General features: G+C 62.6%; 18 protein-coding genes. All 18 read right to left on the minus strand.

Annotated features, from left to right (window positions below; all coding sequences use genetic code 11):
* Positions 1-24 precede the first annotated feature (24 nt).
* A complete protein-coding gene (locus F9K07_RS25410) occupies positions 25-303 on the minus strand; it encodes an STAS domain-containing protein (RefSeq protein WP_159596057.1) in 279 nt (92 codons plus the stop codon).
* A 15-nt stretch (positions 304-318) separates the two neighbouring features.
* Complete coding sequence (locus tag F9K07_RS25415; RefSeq protein ID WP_159596058.1) at positions 319-942, minus strand: MlaC/ttg2D family ABC transporter substrate-binding protein; 624 nt, start codon at positions 940-942, stop codon at positions 319-321.
* 69 nt (positions 943-1,011) lie between these two features.
* Complete coding sequence (locus F9K07_RS25420) at positions 1,012-1,797, minus strand: MlaA family lipoprotein (RefSeq protein WP_159596059.1); 786 nt, start codon at positions 1,795-1,797, stop codon at positions 1,012-1,014.
* Positions 1,798-1,903: 106 nt separating this feature from the next.
* A complete protein-coding gene (gene mlaD, locus F9K07_RS25425) occupies positions 1,904-2,386 on the minus strand; it encodes an outer membrane lipid asymmetry maintenance protein MlaD (RefSeq protein WP_159596060.1) in 483 nt (160 codons plus the stop codon).
* Positions 2,387-2,400: 14 nt separating this feature from the next.
* Positions 2,401-3,183, minus strand: a complete 783-nt coding sequence (mlaE, locus tag F9K07_RS25430) for a lipid asymmetry maintenance ABC transporter permease subunit MlaE (protein ID WP_159596061.1) — start codon at positions 3,181-3,183, stop codon at positions 2,401-2,403.
* Positions 3,180-4,016, minus strand: a complete 837-nt coding sequence (locus F9K07_RS25435) for an ABC transporter ATP-binding protein (protein WP_159596062.1) — start codon at positions 4,014-4,016, stop codon at positions 3,180-3,182. The genes mlaE and F9K07_RS25435 overlap by 4 nt, the downstream gene beginning before the upstream one ends.
* Before the next feature lie 156 nt (positions 4,017-4,172).
* Positions 4,173-5,639, minus strand: coding sequence for a glutamate synthase subunit beta (locus F9K07_RS25440; protein WP_159596063.1), 1,467 nt, complete (start codon positions 5,637-5,639; stop codon positions 4,173-4,175).
* A 39-nt stretch (positions 5,640-5,678) separates the two neighbouring features.
* Positions 5,679-10,457, minus strand: coding sequence for a glutamate synthase-related protein (locus F9K07_RS25445; RefSeq protein ID WP_159596064.1), 4,779 nt, complete (start codon positions 10,455-10,457; stop codon positions 5,679-5,681).
* Positions 10,458-10,643: 186 nt separating this feature from the next.
* Complete coding sequence (locus F9K07_RS25450; RefSeq protein ID WP_159596065.1) at positions 10,644-11,342, minus strand: transposase; 699 nt, start codon at positions 11,340-11,342, stop codon at positions 10,644-10,646.
* A 53-nt stretch (positions 11,343-11,395) separates the two neighbouring features.
* Positions 11,396-12,610: an MFS transporter gene (locus F9K07_RS25455; protein ID WP_159596066.1), complete on the minus strand. Its 1,215-nt coding sequence runs from the start codon at positions 12,608-12,610 to the stop codon at positions 11,396-11,398.
* Positions 12,607-13,800 (minus strand): deoxyguanosinetriphosphate triphosphohydrolase, encoded by a 1,194-nt coding sequence (locus F9K07_RS25460; protein WP_159596067.1) that lies wholly within the window; start codon positions 13,798-13,800, stop codon positions 12,607-12,609. The genes F9K07_RS25455 and F9K07_RS25460 overlap by 4 nt, the downstream gene beginning before the upstream one ends.
* Positions 13,797-14,921 (minus strand): 3-dehydroquinate synthase, encoded by a 1,125-nt coding sequence (aroB, locus tag F9K07_RS25465; protein ID WP_201451480.1) that lies wholly within the window; start codon positions 14,919-14,921, stop codon positions 13,797-13,799. The genes F9K07_RS25460 and aroB overlap by 4 nt, the downstream gene beginning before the upstream one ends.
* Positions 14,922-14,962: 41 nt before the next feature.
* Positions 14,963-15,523: a shikimate kinase gene (locus F9K07_RS25470; protein ID WP_159596069.1), complete on the minus strand. Its 561-nt coding sequence runs from the start codon at positions 15,521-15,523 to the stop codon at positions 14,963-14,965.
* On the minus strand, positions 15,520-17,661 hold the full coding sequence (pilQ, locus tag F9K07_RS25475; protein ID WP_159596070.1) for a type IV pilus secretin PilQ: 2,142 nt from the start codon (positions 17,659-17,661) through the stop codon (positions 15,520-15,522). The genes F9K07_RS25470 and pilQ overlap by 4 nt, the downstream gene beginning before the upstream one ends.
* Positions 17,658-18,173 carry a pilus assembly protein PilP gene (locus tag F9K07_RS25480; RefSeq protein ID WP_236581511.1) on the minus strand — a complete coding sequence of 172 codons (516 nt, stop codon included), beginning with the start codon at positions 18,171-18,173 and terminating at the stop codon, positions 17,658-17,660. The genes pilQ and F9K07_RS25480 overlap by 4 nt, the downstream gene beginning before the upstream one ends.
* Positions 18,174-18,211: 38 nt before the next feature.
* Positions 18,212-18,886, minus strand: coding sequence for a type 4a pilus biogenesis protein PilO (locus F9K07_RS25485; protein ID WP_159596071.1), 675 nt, complete (start codon positions 18,884-18,886; stop codon positions 18,212-18,214).
* A 16-nt stretch (positions 18,887-18,902) separates the two neighbouring features.
* Positions 18,903-19,499 carry a PilN domain-containing protein gene (locus F9K07_RS25490; protein WP_159596072.1) on the minus strand — a complete coding sequence of 199 codons (597 nt, stop codon included), beginning with the start codon at positions 19,497-19,499 and terminating at the stop codon, positions 18,903-18,905.
* Positions 19,496-20,575, minus strand: coding sequence for a pilus assembly protein PilM (locus F9K07_RS25495; protein ID WP_159596073.1), 1,080 nt, complete (start codon positions 20,573-20,575; stop codon positions 19,496-19,498). Before F9K07_RS25495 ends, F9K07_RS25490 begins: the two co-directional genes overlap by 4 nt.
* Between the last annotated feature and the right edge of the window lie 120 nt (positions 20,576-20,695).

The following is a 20,695-nucleotide window of genomic DNA, read 5'->3' on the forward strand; positions in this document are numbered from 1 at the left end:
GGGCTGGGGTCACCCGCAACGGGGTCAAGCAGCCAGCAACTCGCGCACCCCGTAGAGCGACGCCAAGGCCTCCAACCGACCCGGCCAGCGGCTCACGCGCAGGGACTGGCCCTTGGCCAGCAGCTGGCGGCGCAGCTCCAGCAGCACCGCCAGCGCCGACGAATCGAACACCTGAAGCGGGCCGGCATCGATCTCTACCACGGCGCCCGCCCGCTGCGAGACTTCACCCTCCAGGCGGGACAGCACCTGGTCCGCCTCGCTCAAGGTCAGGCGCTCGGGAAGCGCCAGAAGGACTTCGGCCATGGTTTCTCGGCCGGCTTATTTGCCGGCCATGTTCTTGTTGGTCTGCGTCAGCCAGGCCAGGATGCCGTCCACGCCCTTGCCGTTGCCCGCCTCCTGCGCGAAACGCGTGCGGTAGTTTTCGCCCAACCAGGCACCCAGCACGTTGAGGTCGATGACCTTCCAGCCAGACGCTTCCTTCTGCAGCTTGTAGTCCAGCTGGATGTCACCGGAACCCTGGCCCTTCACGAAGGAGCGCACGACCACTTCCGTGTCGGCGGGGTTGGCGCGGAACGGGCGGAAACTCAGGGTCTGGTCCTTCACTTCACTCAGGGCGCCGGAGTAGGTGCGCAACAGCAGCGTTTTGAACTCCTCCTGCAGGCGCGTCTGCTGTTCGGGCGTGGCCTGAGACCAGTACCGGGCCGTCGCGAACCTGGTCAGTTGCTCGAAGTTCACGTTGGGCATGATCTTGCTGTCCACCAGGGCCACGATCTTGGCCATGTCGCCGTCGCGCAGTGCGGGATCGGCCTTGATGGTGGCCAGCACCTCGTTCGACAGGCGCTTGACCATCGCATCGGGGGCTTCGACCTTGGCCCATGCGGGTGCCAGCGCAAAACCGGAGAGCGAAACGGCCAACGCGGCCAGCCAGGAACGTCTTTTCATCATGAATCCTTTCGGGGCCAAAGCCCTGCTGCGGAACCCGCAGCCTAAGCGGTGTGAGTAAACCGGGTGTTACCGGGTTCCGGTTGAATCGTTGCGATTCGTATCGTCGGCATCGTCGGTGGCGCCGTCGCCAATGCCGATGCCTTTGTCGACGATGTCGTCGATCTGCCCCTGGCGCCGGCTGAGGTAGGCGTCGCGGATGAAGCTGTATTTGTCCATGCCGGAATCGTCCAGCATCGATGAGGCTCGCAGCAGGCGCGCGCGGCCGTCCACGACGCGCAGCGCATACAGGGAGTTCCGGGTGGCCCGGTGGTCCACGCCGGCGACAGGATCGCCGTGCACGTCGACAAATGAGGCGGCACCGTCACGGACCGACGAAGGCCCGAACAGCGGCAGCACCAGGTAAGGGCCGGCGGGCGTTCCCCAGCGACCCAGCGTGTGGCCAAAGTCCAACTGGGTGCGCGGAATGCGCATCTCGGTCGCAATGTCGAACACGCCGGCCAGACCGAACACCGAATTGACACTGAAGCGCATCAGGTTCTCCACGGCCTCGCGCGGACGCAATTGCAGCCCCGCGTTGACCGAAGACCAGAGATCGCCCAGGTTGCCGAAGAAGTTGCCCACCCCCGTGCGCACCGGGCTGGGCGTGACCTTTTCGTACGCGGTGGCCACCGGCTTGAGCACGGCCGTGTCCAGCGTGTCGTTGAACTTGTAGACACCGCGGTTGAACGGTTCGAGTGGGTCGCGTGGATTCGCATCGGGGCCGGTGGCACAGCCTGCGGCCAGCGACAACAAGGCAGCCAATGCCATCGCCTTTGCGACGGTCTTGTGTGTTTTGTGGGTGTAATTTGTCATCTTGAGAGTCCCTGGGAGTCACGCCACGGCGCATGCGTTGGTGGCCCATCCGATTCTCGTCGCCACGAATGGGCCTCAGACGCCGCCGTTGTAACGCACCAACAGCCTACTTGGCCGGGTCCGGCTTGTCGGCACCTTCGGCCGCCTTGCTGAACAGGAACTGGCTGATCAGGTTTTCCAGCACGATGGCCGACTGTGTCTGGGTGGTCACGTCGCCGTCCTGAAAGCTGCGTTCGTCGCCACCGGGTTCGATGCCGATGTATTGGTCACCCAGCAAGCCACTCGTGAGAATCTTGAGCGAGCTGTCCTTGGGGAACGCGTAGCGCGATTCCAGCTCGAGGCGGATGTTGGCCTGGAAGGTCTTGTCGTCGAATGCGATCGAGGACACACGCCCCACCACCACGCCGGCGCTGCGCACCGCGGCCTTGGGTTTGAGGCCGCCGGCGTTGTCGAAGCGGCCGACCACGTGGTAGGTCTTCTCGAAATTCAGGCTCAGCAGATTGGCCGACTGCAAGGCGAGGAACAGGATGGCTGCCGCGCCGATCAGCACGAAGAGGCCGACCCAGACGTCATTCTTGGAAGATTGCATATTCATTGCTCCACTCAGATGCTGAACATCATGGCGGTGAGGACGAAGTCCAGCGCCAGCACGCTCAGCGAGGCCACCACCACGGTGCGGGTGGTGGCACGGGAAACGCCTTCGGGTGTGGGATGCGCCTTGAATCCCTGCAGGAGGGCCACGAAGGTCACCGCAAAACCAAACACCACACTTTTGACAATGCCGTTGCCGACGTCGGCCCAGACGTCCACGCCGCCTTGCATCTGGCCCCAGAAGGCGCCGCCATCCAGTCCGATCAACAGCACGCCAACGACCCAGCCGCCGATGATGCCGACTGCACTGAACACCGCCGCCAGCAAGGGCATGGCGATCACACCCGCCCAGAAGCGCGGCGCGAGCACGCGGCGCACCGGGTCGACCGCCATCATTTCCATGGCGCTGAGTTGCTCACCCGCTTTCATGAGGCCGATCTCGGCCGTGAGCGAGGTGCCTGCGCGGCCCGCGAACAGCAATGCGGTGACCACAGGGCCCAACTCGCGCATCAGCGAGAGCGCCACCAGCAAGCCCAGCGCTTCGGTGGCACCGTAACGCTGCAAGGTGTAGTACCCCTGCAGGCTGAGCACAAAGCCCACGAACAGGCCCGACACGCCAATGATGGCCAGCGAGTGGTTGCCCAGGAAATGGATCTGGTCGCGCACCAGCGCAGGGCGGCGCAGGGCGGCGCCGAAGAGCCATATCAGCCGCAAGAACAGGCGGGTGCCCTGGCCCACGCTGGCCAGCAGCACGCGCACCGCCAAACCCACGCGGGCGGGATGCAAGGCGTTCATGATCGTGCTCCCCGGCCTTGACGTTGTGAGGGGCCGAAATCCTCGCCCAGTGCCGGTCCGGGGTGGTGGAAACGCACCGGCCCATCGGGCAAGGCATTGACGAACTGGTGAACCAGCGGGTCCTGGCTGTGGCGCACCTCCTCGGGCGTGCCTTGCGCGGCGATCTTGCCGTTGGCCAGCACGATCACCTGGTCGGCGATGTGGAAGGTTTCGTCCAGGTCGTGCGAGACCACGATGCTGGTCAGGCCCATGGCGTCATTGAGCTGGCGGATCAGGCGCGCGGCGGTACCGAGCGAGATCGGATCCAGGCCGGCAAAGGGCTCGTCGTACATCACGAGCTCGGGGTCGAGCGCGATCGCACGCGCCAGCGCCACGCGCCGCGCCATGCCGCCGGAGAGTTCGCTGGGCATGAGGTCGCGCGCACCGCGCAGGCCGACGGCGTTGAGCTTCATGAGCACGACATCGCGCACCAGGGCTTCGGGCAACCGGGTGTGCTCGCGCAGCGCAAAGGCCACGTTATCGAACACGTTCATGTCGGTGAACAGCGCGCCGAACTGGAACAGCATGCCCATGCGCCGGCGTGCGGCATACAAGGCGGCCTCGTTCATCGTGGTCACGTCCTGTCCGTCGAACAGCGTCTGGCCGGACTGGGCGCGAATCTGCCCGCCAATGAGCCTGAGCACGGTGGTCTTGCCGCCACCCGAGGCGCCCATGAGCGCCGTGACCTTGCCACGCGGCACGGTCAGCGAGATGTTGTCGAGGATGGCGCGCTCGCCGTAACCAAACGTCAGGTTGCGCAGTTCGACCAGAGGGGAAGGGGTATCGGTGGGCATCAAGCAAAAGCCGGGCAATTCGAGCCCGGCTTTTGCATGATAAGGGATTCGCCGCCGGCGAGCCGTGGCTCCATCCAGGGGCATCGCGGATCCGGCTTCGCCGGTCCCAGATGCCGCCCCTTGAGGGGTCGCGCGCAGCGCGGCGGGGGGATCCTTCTACCTGGGCAGGTCGGAGAATCCCATCAGGAACTCGTCGACCGCGCGCGCCGCCTGCCGGCCTTCGCGGATCGCCCACACCACCAGGCTCTGGCCGCGGCGCATGTCGCCGGCGGCGAAGACCTTGGGCACATTGGTCTCATAGCCGCCGATGAAGTCGGTACCGGCCTTGGCATTGCCGCGGGCGTCTTTCTCCACGCCGAAACCGTCGAGGATGGTGGCAACCGGGTTCACGAAGCCCATGGCGAGCAGCACCAGATCGGCCTTGTAGGTCTTCTCCGTGCCGGGAACCTCGACCAGCTTGCCGTCCTTGAATTCGACTTGCACCGTGGTCAGACCCGTGACCTTGCCCTTCTCGCCGATGAATTCCTTGGTGGAAATGGCGAATTCGCGCACGCAACCCTCTTCGTGGCTGGAGCTGGTGCGCAGCTTGAGCGGCCAGTAGGGCCACACCAGGGGTTTGTTTTCCTGCTCGGGCGGCTGGGGCATGACCTCGAACTGGGTCACGCTGACCGCGCCGTGGCGGTTGCTCGTGCCTACGCAGTCGCTGCCCGTGTCGCCGCCACCGATCACGATCACGTGTTTGCCATCGGCACGCAACTGGCCCTTGAGCTTGTCACCCGCATTGATCTTGTTCTGTTGCGGCAGGAACTCCATGGCGAAGTGGATACCGTCGAGGTCGCGGCCGGGCACGGGCAGGTCGCGGCTCTGCTCGGAGCCACCGGTCAGCAGCACGGCGTCGAAGTCTTTCTGCAGCTGTGCGGGGGTGACGGTTTCCTTGGCCCAGTTGGTCACCTTGCTACCCTTGGGTAGTTCGCCCACCAGCACGCCGGTGCGGAACACCACACCTTCGGCCTCCATCTGCTTCACGCGCAGATCGATGTGGCTCTTCTCCATCTTGAAGTCGGGAATGCCATAGCGCAGCAGGCCGCCCACGCGGTCGTTCTTCTCGAACAAGGTCACGTCGTGGCCGGCACGGGCCAACTGTTGCGCAGCGGCCATGCCGGCCGGACCGGAGCCCACCACGGCCACCTTCTTGCCGGTCTTGTGGCGCGCCGGCTGCGGCTGGACCCAGCCTTCGGCCCACGCGCGGTCGATGATGGCGTGCTCGATCGACTTGATGCCCACGGCATCGCCATTCACATTGAGCGTGCAGGCGGCCTCGCAGGGCGCGGGGCAGATGCGGCCGGTGAACTCGGGGAAGTTGTTGGTGCTGTGCAGCACGGTGATGGCGTTCTGCCAGTCGCCCTGGTACACGAGGTCGTTGAAGTCCGGAATGATGTTGTTGACCGGGCAGCCGCTGTTGCAGAACGGCGTGCCGCAGTCCATGCAGCGCGCGGCCTGCACCTTGGATTGCGGCTCATCGAGGCCGACGACGAATTCCTTGTAGTGCTTCACGCGTTCCGGCACGGGCTTGTAGCCCTCTTCCAGACGCTCGTATTCCATGAAGCCGGTGACTTTTCCCATGATGCGATTCCTTCGTTGTCTTGCGTGCGTGCGGCCGGCTTACTTGGCGGGCACCGTGGCTTTCTTCGCCGAACCCTGGGCCTTGTTGGTGACCTCGGTCGCGGCCTTGCGGGCGTTGATCTCGCCCAGCGCGCGCTTGTATTCGTTGGGGAACACCTTCACGAATTTGCCGCGCGACTGGGCCCAGGTGTCGAGCAGCTCGCGCGCGCGCTTGCTGCCCGTCCAGCGGTTGTGGTCCTCGAGCAGTTTCTTGAGCTGCGCCTCGTCGCTCTGGTCGCGGTGCCAGATGGCCCGGTCCATCGTGGCCTCCTGCTCGGCGGTGGACAGCACCTTTTCCAGACTGACCATGGCGGTGTTGCAGCGCTTGGCGAAATCGCCGTCTTCGTCGTACACATACGCCAGGCCGCCGCTCATGCCCGCGGCGAAGTTGCGGCCCGTCTTGCCCAGCACGGCCACGGTGCCACCGGTCATGTATTCGCAACCGTGGTCGCCCGTGCCCTCCACCACCGCGGTGGCGCCCGACAGGCGCACCGCGAAGCGCTCACCGGCCACGCCGCTGAAGTAAGCCTCACCCGTCGTCGCGCCGTACATGACGGTGTTGCCCACGATGATGTTGCGCGCGGCATCGCCGCGGAAATCGATGCTGGGGCGCACGATCACGCGGCCACCCGAGAGGCCCTTGCCGGTGTAGTCGTTGGCATCGCCGATCAAGTACAGCGTGATGCCGCGCGTGAGGAACGCGCCGAACGACTGGCCACCGGTGCCTTCGAGCTGGATGCGAATGGTGTCATCGGGCAGTCCTTCGGGGTGCACCTTCGTCACCGCACCCGAGAGCATGGCTCCCACGGAACGGTTGACGTTGCGCGCCACCTCGATGAACTGCACGCGTTCGCCCTTGTCGATCGCGGGGCGCGATCTCTGGATCAGGATGTTGTCCAGCGACTTTTCCAGTCCGTGCTCCTGGTCCTGGGTGTGGAAGCGCGGCACATCGGCCGGCACGATCGGCTGCGCCAGCAGGCGACCGAAGTCCAGGCCGCGCGCTTTCCAGTGTTCGATGCCCTGCTTCATGTCCAGCAAGTCTGCACGGCCGATCAGGTCGTCGAACTTGCGGATGCCCAGCTGCGCCATGATCTGGCGCGCTTCTTCCGCGATGAAGAAGAAGTAGTTCACCACGTGCTCGGGCTTGCCGGTGAACTTCTTGCGCAGCACCGGGTCTTGCGTGGCCACGCCCACCGGGCAGGTGTTGAGGTGGCACTTGCGCATCATGATGCAGCCCTCGACCACCAGCGGCGCGGTCGCGAAGCCGAACTCGTCGGCACCGAGCAACGCGCCGATGACCACGTCGCGGCCGGTTTTCATCTGGCCATCGGCCTGCACGCGGATGCGGCTGCGCAGGCGGTTGAGCACCAGCGTCTGCTGCGTCTCGGCCAGGCCGATTTCCCATGGGCTGCCGGCGTGCTTGATGGAAGACCAGGGCGAAGCGCCCGTGCCGCCGTCGTGGCCGGCGATCACCACGTGGTCGGCCTTGCACTTGGCCACGCCTGCGGCAATGGTGCCCACGCCGATCTCGGACACCAGCTTGACGCTGATGCTTGAGTGCGGCGCGACGTTCTTCAGGTCGTGGATCAGCTGGGCCAGATCCTCGATCGAGTAGATGTCGTGGTGCGGCGGCGGGGAGATCAGGCCCACACCGGGCACGCTGTGGCGCAGCTTGCCGATGTAGTCGCTCACCTTGCCACCCGGCAGCTGACCGCCCTCGCCGGGCTTCGCGCCCTGCGCCATCTTGATCTGGATCTGGTCGGCGCTGTTGAGGTACTCGGCCGTGACGCCGAAGCGGCCCGACGCCACCTGCTTGATCTTCGAACGCATCGAGTCGCCCGCTTGCAGTTCGTAGTCGACCTCGAAGGTGTCCTTGCCCAGCAGGTCGGACATGGTCTGACCTTGCTTGATCGGGATGCCTTTGAGCTCGTTGCGATAACGCAGCGCATCCTCGCCGCCCTCACCGGTGTTGCTCTTGCCGCCGATGCGGTTCATGGCCACGGCCAGCGTGGCATGCGCCTCGGTGGAGATGGAGCCCAGCGACATGGCGCCGGTGGCGAAACGCTTGACGATTTCCTTGGCGGGTTCGACCTCGTCAATGGAAATCGCGGTGCTCGGATCGATCTTGAACTCGAACAGACCGCGCAGCGTCATGTGGCGGCGGCTCTGGTCGTTGATGATCTGCGCGTATTCCTTGTAGGTGTTCCAGTTGTTCGCGCGCGCGCTGTGCTGCAGCTTGGCAATGGCGTCCGGCGTCCACATGTGCTCTTCGCCGCGCGTGCGCCAGGCGTACTCGCCACCGGCTTCGAGCATGGTGGCCAGCACCGGGTCTTCGCCGAAGGCCGCCTTGTGCATGCGGATGCCTTCTTCGGCGATCTCGAACACGCCGATGCCGCCCACGCGGCTGGCGGTGCCGGTGAAGAACTTGTCGACCGTCTCGCTGTTGAGCCCGATGGCTTCGAACAGCTGCGCGCCGCAATAGGACATGTAGGTCGACACGCCCATCTTGGACATGATCTTGGACAGGCCCTTGCCGATCGCCTTGACGTAGTTGTAGATCGCCTTGTCGGCGCTCAGGTCGCCCGGCAGGCCCTTGCTGATGGCCTCCAGGGTTTCCATCGCGAGATACGGGTGCACCGCCTCGGCACCGTAGCCGGCGAGCACGGCGAAGTGATGCACTTCGCGCGCGGTACCCGTTTCCACCACCAGGCCGGCAGTGGTGCGCAGGCCCTCGCGCACCAGATGCTGGTGGATCGCGGAGAGCGCGAGCAGCGCCGGAATGGCAATCTGCGTGGCACTGATCGCGCGGTCGCTGATGATCAGGATGTTCTTGCCACCCTTGATCGCGTCCACGGCGCTAGCGCACAGCGAAGCGAGCTTCGCTTCGACGCCCTCACGGCCCCAGGCCGCCGGGTAGGTGATGTCCAGCGTGTGGCTGCGGAACTTGCCTTGCGTCACCGCCTCGATGTCGCGCAGCTTGGCCATGTCGGCGAAGTCGAGCACCGGCTGGCTCACTTCGAGCCGCATCGGCGGGTTGACCTGGTTGATGTCCAGCAGGTTGGGCTTGGGGCCGATGAAGGACACCAACGACATCACGATCGCTTCGCGGATCGGGTCGATCGGCGGGTTCGTCACCTGCGCGAACAACTGCTTGAAGTAGTTGTAGAGCGGCTTGTTCTTGTCGGAGAGCACCGCCAGCGGGCTGTCGTTGCCCATGGAGCCAATGCCCTCCTCGCCGTTGGCGGCCATCGGGCTCATCAGGAACTTGATGTCTTCCTGCGTATAGCCAAAGGCCTGCTGGCGGTCCAGCAATTCGGGCGACACGCGCTCGACGCCGGCGGTTTGCGGCTCGGTGGCGCTGATGCGCTGCTCCTGCGCCGACTCGCCGGCCACGGGCGTCTCCACGTCGTCCAGTCGGATGCGCAGGTTGTCGATCCACTGCTTGTAGGGCTTGCTGTTGGCGAGGTTGGCCTTGAGCTCCTCGTCGTCGATCATGCGGCCCTGCTCCAGATCGATCAGGAACATCTTGCCGGGCTGCAAGCGCCACTTGCGCACGATCTTGTTCTCCGGCACGGGCAACACGCCCGACTCGGAACCCATGATCACGAAATCGTCGTCGGTGATGCAGTAGCGCGAGGGGCGCAGGCCGTTGCGGTCCAGCGTGGCGCCGATCTGGCGGCCGTCGGTAAAGACGATCGACGCGGGGCCATCCCACGGCTCCATCATGGCCGCGTGGTATTCGTAGAAGGCCTTGCGGCGCAGATCCATCGTGGTGTGCTGCTCCCAGGGCTCCGGGATCATCATCATCACCGCCTGCGCCAGCGGATAGCCGGCCATCGTGAGCAGCTCCAGGCAGTTGTCGAACGTGGCGGTGTCGGACTGGCTGGCGAAGCTGATGGGGTACAGCTTTTGCAGATCGGCTCCCAACACCGGCGAGGACATAACGCCTTCGCGCGCCTTCATCCAGTTGTAGTTGCCCTTGACCGTGTTGATCTCGCCGTTGTGCGCGACATAGCGGTACGGGTGGGCCAGCGGCCATTCGGGGAAGGTGTTGGTGGAAAAGCGCTGGTGCACCAGCCCAAGAGCGGAAACACAGCGTTCGTCTTCCAGATCACGAAAGTAAGTGCCAACCTGATCTGCCAGCAACAAGCCTTTGTAGACCACGGTGCGGCTGCTCATGCTGACCACGTAGTACTCTTTGCTGTGGGTCAGCTTGAGGCTCTGGATGTGCGCACTGGCGGTCTTGCGAATCACATACAGCTTGCGCTCCAGCGCGTCCTGCACGATCACGTCGTTGCCACGGCCGATGAAGACCTGGCGGATGATGGGCTCCTTTTCGCGCACGGTGGGCGACATCGGCATGTCGCGGTTCACCGGCACATCGCGCCAGCCCAGCAGCACCTGGCCTTCGGCCGCGATCGCGCGCTCCATCTCCTGCTCGCAAGCCAGGCGGCTGGCGTGCTCCTTGGGCATGAAGATCATGCCGACGCCGTACTCACCCGCGGGTGGCAGCGTCACGCCCTGGGCCGCCATTTCCTCGCGGTACAGCGCATCGGGCAACTGGATCAGCAGCCCCGCCCCATCGCCCATCAGCTTGTCGGCGCCCACCGCACCCCGGTGATCCAGGTTCTCGAGAATCTTCAAGCCCTGCTGCACGATCGCATGGCTTTTCTCGCCCTTGATATGCGCGACGAACCCGACACCGCAAGCATCGTGCTCGTTGGCCGGGTCGTACAGACCGTGTTGTTGCAGATGTTGTTGCTCGGCAGCCGTGTTCATGGCGCGTCCTTCTCGGTTCGTGGGCGGAAATGCAAAAAAGCGGATGCGAGCTTATTGCATTGCAACAACAATGCCAAGCAATTTAAATGGGGTCAGATTCCAATTAAATCCCGACAATTTCAATATGATTTTTATTGGGGACAGATTAAGTGAATGCGCACCACCGCACGAGGCAGCCCCAAGTGGTCAGCCTTCTACGGGGAGAGAAGGTGGACGTCCTGGGGCAGCGCGGGTGGTTCTGCGAGGCGTTCGCTTTTGCAACTCTGCTGAAAACTCAGGGCCGCCAAGAGCCCAGCCGTGCAAAGTGGCATCGGTGATCGCACGCTGCTGTGCCGCAGACTGGCCTTCACGCACCAATTCGGTATACGCCGCCTCACGCGCAAACGGTGTGTTGCCCAAAGCCCAATAAGAGGCTGGTGGCACGATCCGGCGATCGGGCGTCTGCCCGACGTAGTGGCCATGGCTGGACCAGCGGTGGCTCTTCGGGTCGGACACCATCCCGGCCCGCACCGGGTTGAGATCGATGTAGACCATGCAGGCCAGCAGATAGCGCTCCGTCTGAACCAGCGTGGACTTGTAGCGCCCCTCCCACAGCGTCCCGGTGCGGTGGTACAGATCGTTGAAGTAGCGCACGTAACGCCGGCCAACCGCCTGCATCGTCAGGGGCACACCTTGTGCGGTTTCAGGCGTCAGCAGCAGGTGAAAGTGGTTGTCCATCAACACGTAGGCGTTGAAGGCGACCTGGTGCTTTCGTGCGTTCTCGCTGATCAAATCGAGCATGACCTCGCGGTCGGCATCGCTTCTGAAGATGTCTTGTCGGTTGTTGCCACGCTGGATGACGTGGTGCGGATAACCGGGAACGGTGAGGCGGGGAAGTCGGGCCATGGCGTGACAAAGGGGCATCGCGGCAGCCGCGCCGCAAACCAATCTGACCCCGATTATGGGCGCGCACGCCACACGGCCTGCAACCACAGGGCCAATGCAATGCCCAGTAGCGAAGACGCCCCCGTCACCAACCAGGTCCATTGCCATCCGCCCACCACGGTCGCCACCCAGGCCACCAGCGGCGGCCCGAGAAATTGACCCAGCGACGAGAACTGCTGCATCCAACCGACCGTGGTGGACACGGAGTCGTCATCGGGCGCGAGCTTCACGGCCAAGCCGAACAAGGTTCCCGGGATCAAGCCTCCCATGCCGGAAAACACGAGGACCGCAAGGTACTGCAGAAACGGATGGCCTTCCGCACCAAAGGCAATCCCTGCCCCCACCCCCATCGCGATGTAGGCCAGCACAAGCGCAGCACCGGGCCGTGCGCCGCGGGCGAGCCACCATCCCGCGCCGATATTGCCCACCATGTTGATGCCCGCGGCCAGTGCACTGAGCAAGGCGACCGTGGATCCCGCGTAGCCGGCCTGGCTGTAGATCGTGGGCAAGAAGCCGATCACGGCCAGCCATTGGCCTGAGTACAGGAAGAACGCCAAGGCCAGAAGCCAAGGCCCGGGAGAGCGGAGCGTGCGCCACAGGCGCGTTCCCAGCGCGGCCACCCCAGGGGGCGCCCCAGATGACACCGGCAAAGGCCCATCCGGCTTCACACCCCATGCAATCCCGGCGGCGGCGAGCAACGACAGCAGCGCCAGCAACACCCAGGCCCAACGCCACCCCACGGCAGACAACAAGGGTACCCCCAGCAGCAACGCCACCGCAGTACCCACCGGCATGTAGGCCCCCCACCAACCCAGCGCGCGCGACAAGGTGGGCGCGTGATGCACGCGCTGGCGCAGCAGTCCCGGCGCCGGCAACACGGCCAGCAGGAAGCCCATGCCTTCCACGACGCGCGTGGCCAACAATACAGCCACGTTGGCGGCCAAGGCTCCGAGGAGGCTGCCCAGCGCCAACAGCACCAAGCCTGCCAGCATGACGCGACGGGGACCCAATCGATCGGCCATCAGCCCGACCCATACGCCCAGCGTCATGCCCGCCAGTTGCACGAGCGAGAGCAGGAAACCCGCCTGAACCAAGGTCACGCCGAGGCTGTTCGTCAACACAGGAATGGCCACGGGCAGCTTGCCTACATGCAACGCGCAAGAGACCCCCGCAGTCACCACGAGGGTGGCCAGACGCCTGGGACCCGCGGCGCTGGCCTTGTCGCTCACGGGAACAACACTGCGCCGAAAAGACGCTCGTGCTCACGGATCGCAAAGCGGTCGGTCATGCCGGCGATGTAGTCGGCCACTGCTCGGGCCAGATCCCGGCGATTTCCGTGCGCCTCGGGCAACTCCTGGGGGGTTTCCATGTAGCGCTCGAAAAGATCGCTGACCACACGACGGGCGCGGGCCGTCGTTTCCGTCACTTGTGGATGGCGATACAGATTGCGAAACAGGAACGCCTTGAGGGCCTGCGAGCGCTCGCGCATGTCATCGGAGAAAGCCACCAAAGGCAAACTGGCACGCACGGCATCGGGCGAGTCGACGCCCGATGCCGTGATGCGGCTGCGCGTGAGGGCGATCACGTCGTAGACCTGATCGCTGAGCATGAGCCGAATGGTTTCGAACAGCAATCGACGGCCTTGAAGCGTGGGATGCGTGCGCACAGCTACTTCACGGTAGTGCCGAAAGAGCTCAACCTCGTCCATCTGCTCGATGGTCAGCAAGCCCGAGCGCACACCATCGTCAATATCGTGCGCGTTGTAGGCGATTTCATCGGCGAGGTTGCAAAGCTGGGCCTCCAGCGAAGGGGAGCCACCGCTCAAAAACCGCGATGCCACACCGCCGGGCTCTTGCTGCTCCAAGCGCCGAGCATTCACCTTCGAACAGTGCTTGAGGATGCCTTCGCGGGTTTCGAAGCAGAGATTGAGCCCATCGAATGCAGGGTAGCGCTCCTCCAGCGCATCCACCACACGCAAACTTTGCAGGTTGTGCTCGAAGCCAAGGCTTTCATCGCCAGCCAGCGAAGCGCTTTCGGAGAAGTTCTTGAGACTGCTGTTGAGCGCGTCCTGCCCCGCATGCCCGAAAGGGGTGTGCCCCAAGTCGTGCGCCAGCGCGATGGCCTCCACAAGGTCCTCGTTCAACTGCAAGGACCGCGCAATACTGCGCCCCAGCTGCGCGACCTCCAGCGAATGGGTCAAGCGTGTGCGGAACAGATCGCCTTCGTGGTTCAAAAACACCTGCGTCTTGTAGACCAGGCGTCGAAAGGCCGTGGAATGAATGACGCGATCCCGGTCGCGCTGAAAAGCGGTCCGCGTCGGTGCTTCGGGCTCCGGATGGCGTCGACCACGACTGGCTTTGGGGTCGCTTGCAAAGCGGGCCAGCGTGCCTTCACGCGTCACGGCGCCCGAGGAGGTCATGACACCCGGCAACTGGCGTTGATCACCTCGGCCACGATCGCATCGGGCGCGCTGCGCACGGTCGCCTGGCCGATCGGATCGATCACGACAAATTTGATCTCTCCGGCCTCGGCCTTTTTGTCCACGCGCATCAGTTCCAGATAGCGGCCAACGTTGTCATGCTCGCTCAGGACAGGCGCCACCAGGGGAAGGCCGGCGCGGCGCACCAATGCCGACAACCGATCCACAAATGCCTGATCGACCAGACCCAAGGCCTGCGAGAGCCGCGCAGCCATGACCATCCCGCACCCCACAGCCTCACCATGCAACCATTCGCCGTAACCCATGCCGGCCTCAATGGCATGACCGAAGGTGTGGCCGAAGTTCAGAATCGCGCGCACACCGGATTCGCGCTCGTCCTGGCTGACGACCCAGGCCTTGATCTCGCAACTGCGGCGCACCGCAAACGCCAGCGCACTCAAGTCGCGTTCGAGAAGCGCATCCAGGTTGTCTTCCAGCCACTCCATGAAACCCATGTCAGAGATAGGCCCATACTTGATGATCTCCGCAAGCCCTGCGCTGAGCTCGCGTTCGGGCAAGGTCTTGAGCACGTCCAGATCGCACACCACGCGCCGCGGCTGATAGAACGCCCCGATCATGTTCTTGCCCAAGGGGTGATTGATCGCCGTCTTCCCACCCACGGACGAATCCACCTGCGCGAGCAATGTGGTTGGCACCTGAACAAACGGCACGCCGCGCATGTAGCTGGCGGCGGCAAATCCGGTCATGTCACCGATCACCCCTCCTCCCAAAGCGAACAACACCGTGCTGCGATCACAGCGGTGGGTCAGCAAGGCATCGAAGATGAGATTCAGGGACTCCCAGTTCTTGTGCGACTCGCCATCCGGCAGCACGACCGAATGGACAGCGGGAAAGTGAACCTTCAATGCGTTGAACAACCGGTCACCGTACAGCGCGACCACGGTTGGATTGGACACGATCATCGCATTCGCGGCACCTGGAAGCTCGGCATACGAGGACGCGCTACCCAACAGGTCCCCTCCGATCGCGATGCCGTAGCTGCGATCACCCAGATCGATATTTACCCACTGAGCGTTGGAATCCAGATGCTGTGAAGTCATGGGCACCGAGTTTATTCGGTGTCCATGTTGACGTCCGATGCTCAGCGACTGGATTGGCCAGGACTGGCGGGCAAAACCGAGGCAGAGTGCCCCAGTTCAAGCTGCATCACGATCATGTTGACGAGTGTCGCAACAGACGGGCGGCCGGTTTCGATCACGAAGTGTGCGACGCTTCGGTAAAGGGGATCGCGTGCGTCAAAAAGATCGCGCAACCGCTGCAAGGGATCTGCCACCTGCAGCAACGGTCGGTTGCGGTCGTGGCGCAACCGGCGAAACAACTCTTCCGGTGTGGATTTCAGATAGAACACCGTGCCACGTTCGTGCAAATGGGTCCGATTTTCGGGCCGCAACACGGATCCACCGCCGGTGGACAGCACGGCAGCCGGACCTTGGGTAAATTCGTCGACAACGGCAGCTTCGATATCGCGAAACCGGTCCTCACCTTCGCGTTCGAAAAATTCCCGAATGGAACAGCCCAGGCGCTGCTCGATCACGTGATCGGTGTCGACAAAAGGCTGTGCGAGGCGGCGCGCAAGCTGCCGCCCCACAGTGGACTTTCCAGAGCCTGGCAAGCCTACGAGGAAACTGGACGAAACGCTCAATTGATGGCTGAGCGCCCCAACACACGTGGCGTGATGAAGATGAGCAACTCGGATTTGTTGGAAATACGGTTGCGCGATTTGAACAGATTTCCAACGGCGGGCAGATCACCCAGCAGCGGCACCTTGCTGATATCGGTGCGCTCAGTCTGCTCGAAGATACCGCCAATCACCACCGTGCCGCCATTCTCGACCAAAACCTGGGTCTGCACGTGCTTGGTGTTGATCGCAATGCCATCCGGTGTCGACTCGCCGCGGCTGTCCTTGTTGATATCCAAATCCAAAATGATGTTGCCTTCTGGCGTGATCTGCGGCGTCACTTCCAGCTTCAAATTGGCCTTGCGGAACGCAATGGCTGTTGCTCCACTCGAGGTAGCCGTTTGATACGGAAACTCCGTGCCTTGCTCTATCAAGGCCTTCACCTGGTCTGCCGTGACCACACGAGGGCTGGACACGATTCGGCCCTTGCCATCGGACTCCAACGCGGACAGTTCCAGGCTCAGGAATCTGGACGCAGAAGGGCTGAACAGAGACAGCGCGTAAGAGGCCGCCAACGCCGATCCTGGATTGGCAGGCAAGCTCACGAACGGCGCCGAGGTCAGCGTCGGGCCCGCCGCACTGGACGTGGCTGCATAGGTCGACCCAAAGTTGCCACGAACGTCGTTGCCATTGACCGAGCCAACGCCGAAACCTCGCACGCCGCCGCCGAGCCGTACGCCCAGGGACTTGTTGAAGGTGTCATCGGCCTCCACGATGCGTGCTTCGATCATCACCTGGCGAATTGCTACGTCCAGCTTGCTAATGAGATCCTGCACCTGCTCCAAACGAGAGGGTATGTCGGTCACGAACAGCTGGTTGGTTCTAGGCTCAGCAATGACACTGCCACGGTTGGAGAGAATCCGGGCATTGGCTCCACCACCGCTGTTGCCACCGCCACCTCCTGCGCCCGTTGCCATCAGTTGCGCCGCAATGTCTGCGGCCTTGGCGTAGTTCATCTGAAACGCCTGGGTTCGAAGCGTTTCCAAGCTTTCAATCGACGCTTTGGACTCGAGCTCCTGCTTTTCTCGAGCCGCAATCTCGTCTTTGGGCGCAATCCACAAGACATTCCCAGACTTGCGCATGCCCAGGCCTTTGGCTTGAAGAATGATGTCCAGCGCCTGATCCCAGGGCACATCCTTGAGCCGGAGTGTCACGGCCCCCGAGACCGAATCCGACGTCACGATATTGAAGTTGGTGAAGTCTGCGATCACCTGCAACAAGGACCGCACCTCGATATTCTGGAAGTTCAGCGAGAGCTTCTCGCCGTTGTATCCAGGCCCCTGCGTCAGCTTGGACGAGTCGATTTTCTGCTCGCGCACTTCCAACACGAACTGGTTGTCGCTTTGATAAGCAGAATGCTCCCAGTTGCCGGTCGGTGTGACGACCATGCGCACACGATCCCCGGTTTGTGTCGTGGTCACGCTTTGAACTGGCGTACCGAAATCGCTGACGTCCAAGCGACGGCGCAACCCCTCTGGCAAAGAAGTCTTGAGAAACTCAACCACCAGGTTTTGACCTTGCTGGCGAATGTCGACCCCGACCTGGTTATTGGCCAGCTCAACCACCACGCGTCCGGTACTGCCGACGCCACGACGGAAGTCAATATCTCGCAGAGCCGCGACATCGCGGTTGCGGTTCTCCGCAAACGCTGAGGACGGAGCAGTGGGCGCTGACACCGGTTGTGCCCGCTCCAGAATCACCAGAAGCGTGCTGCCCTCGATCCTGGCCTCGTAAGCAGCTGCCTGCTTCAGGTTGATCACCACACGGGTGCGGTCACCGGCCTGAACCACATTTGCCGACCTCAGATTGCCCTCGTTGATCTCGACCGCGTTACGGCCAATGGCATTGGCAACACCAGGAAAATCCAAAGCAATACGTGCCGGTGCTTGAACCGTAAAGCCCGTCGGCAAGGCCGACAGGGGCGTCGTCGTGTTGATGCGAACAACCTCCACGCCCCCTTGCACGCCTCCGGTCAGGGACTGAATCGCGTTCTGGGCATGCGCCCAAAGTGAGGTGAACGCCATGCATGCAAATACCGCAGCCCTGAGCCCCCTACGCTGCGCAACCGCGACCTTGACCGCCTGGTGTGGCTTGTTGTTCATTTAGAAGCATCCTCTTGTAACTGCAGCGCAGCTGCGCGCTCCATCCATTCCCCAGCGGAATCCTGCACGATCTCGCGCAGCACCACTTCCCGTTCGGTGATGCGGGTCACCCGCCCATAGTTCTGTCCCAGATAGTGCCCGGGCTTCACTTGGTACAGCAAATCTCCAACCTTCACCAAAGCCACCAATTGGCCTTCTCGGTTCAGGCTTCCCACCAAGGACATGGTATCGAGCGGAAACGCCTCCAGCGGTTGCTTGCGGCGGTTGAGCTCGGGCTCGATGAGCGCCGAGTTGGCGACCGGCGTCGATTGGGACCCACGCAATACGCTGGCCAGCTTCTCGCTACTGAAAGGAGATGCCAGACGCTCTGCCTCATATGCCTGCGGAACGAATTTGGTGGGCTCCGGAATGGGCTGCACCGAAGGACGAATGGAATTGCGTTCGCTCTGCATCCACGCCTGCAACTCGTCCTGTCCCGACGACGTGCACCCAGCCACGGCGAACAGAAGCATCAAAAAGCTCCCGATCAAGGGAACGCTTCGAATCGGTATCACTTCTTGGTCCCCTTTGCTGCCTGTTGCTGCGCAGCAATCTCCTCCTGATCCAGGTACCGGAAGGTCTTGGCGGTGCAATCCATGGTCAAGACGCCCTCACGATCCCTGACGGGCGTCAGGCTCAGATTGTTCAGCGTCACAATGCGCGAGAGGTTGGCAATATCCGCAGCGAACAGCCCGATGTCGTGATAGGTACCGGTCACCCGCACCGCAATAGGCAGTTCCGCGTAGTACTCCTTCACACTCACCTGGCCTGGCCGAAACAGCTCAAACTGCAGACTGCGGCCCAGGCCCGCCTGGTTGATATCCGACAAAAGCGCATCCATTTCCGCCTTGCTCGGCAACTGCTTCTCGAGCTGCGTCACGTACTGCTGCACTTGCTCGAGCTGCTTTCGAAGTGCGTCCAGATTGACCGCCTGCACGAGTTTTTTGCGGTAATCCTCGCGAAGCTGTTCTTCGCGTGCTTTTTCTGCAATCAACTCTTCGTCGGACGACTTCAACCAGGCAAACCACAATCCCGCGATGACGGCCACACACACCGCGACAAACAGCAGATTGCGTGGCAAACCCGGCCACTGAGATGGATCGTTTGGATCCAAGCCCGTGAATTGGTTTTTGAGTTGCTCTTGGATTCCCTTGAAATCCACATTGATGCTGGGCGTTTTGGCCATGGTGCGCAGTCCTAGATCAACCTTTGGCCGGCGTGGCCGCAGCAGGCACCGCGGACGGGCGCTTGAGCGACACACGAATCGTGAAATTCGAAACGCGCCGCTGGTCCCGTCCAGCTTCTGCAAATCTCGCCGCGACGATTTCCACCAGTTCGGGCTTCATCAACCAAGGACTGTTGTTACCCAGATTGCGCAACAGATCGGACACGCGCTCCTGCGATTGCGCAACGCCAACCAGGAGAACGCTCTGGCTCTCTTGCTTCATGCTGGTCAGGTAGACGCCGTCGGGCAACTGCTCTGCCAGCTCGTCCAATAGATGCACGGGCAGGTTGCGATCTCCCTGCAAGTTTTCCACTGCGGTCTGGCGTGCGCGCAAGGACGCAATTTCTCGCTGCAAGTTGGCGATGTCCTTGATTTCCGCCTCCAGCTTGGTGATCTCACCCTGCAAGAACTGATTGCGCTCTTGCTGTGCGGCAATCTGCCCCTGGTACCAAGTGAACACGGCGCCGCAGATCACACCACCCAGCAGCGCAGACAGACCCAATTGCGTGTAGAACTGGTCCTTGCGGCGCTTTCTGGCCGCCTCTCGATGCGGCAACAGGTTGATCAAAATCATTGGTAGAACCTCCGCAGGGCCAAGCCGGTGGAGGTCAAATAGGAGGGCGCCTCGCGGGAGAGCTTGCGGGCCTGCACCGAAGCGGCCATCTCCATGGCGTCAAAGGGATTGATCACCATGCACGCGAAGGATGTCTGGTGGGTCACAGCCTCCGTGAGGCCCGGCAATGCGGCGCTTCCTCCCGCCAGCAGAATATGGTCGAGCTTGTTATAGGGGGTGCTTGTGAAAAAGAACTGAAGCGCGCGCCCGATCTCCTGCGCCATGCTTTCGATGAAGGGATCCAGGACTGCCGAGCGGTAGTCATCGGGCAGGTCTCCGGAGCGCTTCTTTGCCTCCGCCTCGTCCGAAGAGAACCCATACTGGCGCACGATAAGCTGCGTGAGTTGAGCACCACCAAAGGCCTGATCTCGCTCGTACAGCACGTCGTCATTGCGCATGACCTGCATGCTCGTGGTGAGAGCGCCTACTTCAAAAAGTGCAACCAGCGAGTCCACGCCTTGGTTGGGCAAGGTTTCGATCACACGGCCAGCAGCCATCCGCGACGCATAGGACTCGACGTCCATGACCACCGGTTTGAGCCCTGCCGCTTCGGCCAAGCCCTGTCGGTCCGACACTTTCTCCTTGCGTGACGCCGCAATCAATACCTCAACGTCGCCCACCGAGTTCGCGCTCGGGCCGATCACGCAGAAGTCCAGGCTCACCTCATCCAGGGAAAAGGGAATGTACTGGTTGGCTTCAGATTCCACTTGCGCTTCCAACTCCTTGTCGGAGAGTCCGCCGGGCAGAATGATTTTTTTTGTAATCACGGCCGAAGCCGGCAATGCAAGTGCAACGTTCTTTGTTTTGCTGCCACTCTTGCGCACTGCGCGGCGTACAGCTTCGGCCACTTCATCGAATTTTTCGATGTTGCCATCCGTGATCCATCCCCGCTCCAGCGGCTCCATGGCGCAACGCTCCAGCACCAAATCACCCGATCGGTTGCGACCGAGCTCTACCAACTTCACGCTGGAGGAACTGATATCGATGCCCAACATGGGCGCCGGCTCCCGGCTGAATAACGACCCCAGTGAGATCAAGGTGGCCCCCAAAAAAAGTAACGACAGGTGTCGTTAAACTTAAGAATTCACTTGAATGCTAGCAGCAAGCCCATTGTCCAGCAAAGATTTTTTGCCTTTGAGACAAAGTGAAACGTTGTC

The organism is Hydrogenophaga sp. BPS33, from assembly GCF_009859475.1.
Lineage (GTDB): Bacteria > Pseudomonadota > Gammaproteobacteria > Burkholderiales > Burkholderiaceae_C > Hydrogenophaga.

What these genes read in the sequence shown, in the direction of transcription:
- F9K07_RS25450 (WP_159596065.1), bottom strand. Translation starts at nt 11,342, where the DNA reads ATGGCCCGACTTCCCCGCCTCACCGTTCCCGGTTATCCGCACCACGTC.
- F9K07_RS25480 (WP_236581511.1), bottom strand. Translation starts at nt 18,173, where the DNA reads ATGCTTCTGTTCGCCGTGGCTGGGTGCACGTCGTCGGGACAGGACGAG.
- mlaE (WP_159596061.1), bottom strand. Translation starts at nt 3,183, where the DNA reads ATGAACGCCTTGCATCCCGCCCGCGTGGGTTTGGCGGTGCGCGTGCTG.
- F9K07_RS25445 (WP_159596064.1), bottom strand. Translation starts at nt 10,457, where the DNA reads ATGAACACGGCTGCCGAGCAACAACATCTGCAACAACACGGTCTGTAC.
- F9K07_RS25440 (WP_159596063.1), bottom strand. Translation starts at nt 5,639, where the DNA reads ATGGGAAAAGTCACCGGCTTCATGGAATACGAGCGTCTGGAAGAGGGC.
- F9K07_RS25420 (WP_159596059.1), bottom strand. Translation starts at nt 1,797, where the DNA reads ATGACAAATTACACCCACAAAACACACAAGACCGTCGCAAAGGCGATG.
- F9K07_RS25410 (WP_159596057.1), bottom strand. Translation starts at nt 303, where the DNA reads ATGGCCGAAGTCCTTCTGGCGCTTCCCGAGCGCCTGACCTTGAGCGAG.
- pilQ (WP_159596070.1), bottom strand. Translation starts at nt 17,661, where the DNA reads ATGAACAACAAGCCACACCAGGCGGTCAAGGTCGCGGTTGCGCAGCGT.
- F9K07_RS25435 (WP_159596062.1), bottom strand. Translation starts at nt 4,016, where the DNA reads ATGCCCACCGATACCCCTTCCCCTCTGGTCGAACTGCGCAACCTGACG.
- F9K07_RS25415 (WP_159596058.1), bottom strand. Translation starts at nt 942, where the DNA reads ATGAAAAGACGTTCCTGGCTGGCCGCGTTGGCCGTTTCGCTCTCCGGT.
- mlaD (WP_159596060.1), bottom strand. Translation starts at nt 2,386, where the DNA reads ATGCAATCTTCCAAGAATGACGTCTGGGTCGGCCTCTTCGTGCTGATC.
- aroB (WP_201451480.1), bottom strand. Translation starts at nt 14,921, where the DNA reads ATGACTTCACAGCATCTGGATTCCAACGCTCAGTGGGTAAATATCGAT.
- F9K07_RS25485 (WP_159596071.1), bottom strand. Translation starts at nt 18,886, where the DNA reads ATGGCCAAAACGCCCAGCATCAATGTGGATTTCAAGGGAATCCAAGAG.
- F9K07_RS25490 (WP_159596072.1), bottom strand. Translation starts at nt 19,499, where the DNA reads ATGATTTTGATCAACCTGTTGCCGCATCGAGAGGCGGCCAGAAAGCGC.
- F9K07_RS25460 (WP_159596067.1), bottom strand. Translation starts at nt 13,800, where the DNA reads ATGACCTCCTCGGGCGCCGTGACGCGTGAAGGCACGCTGGCCCGCTTT.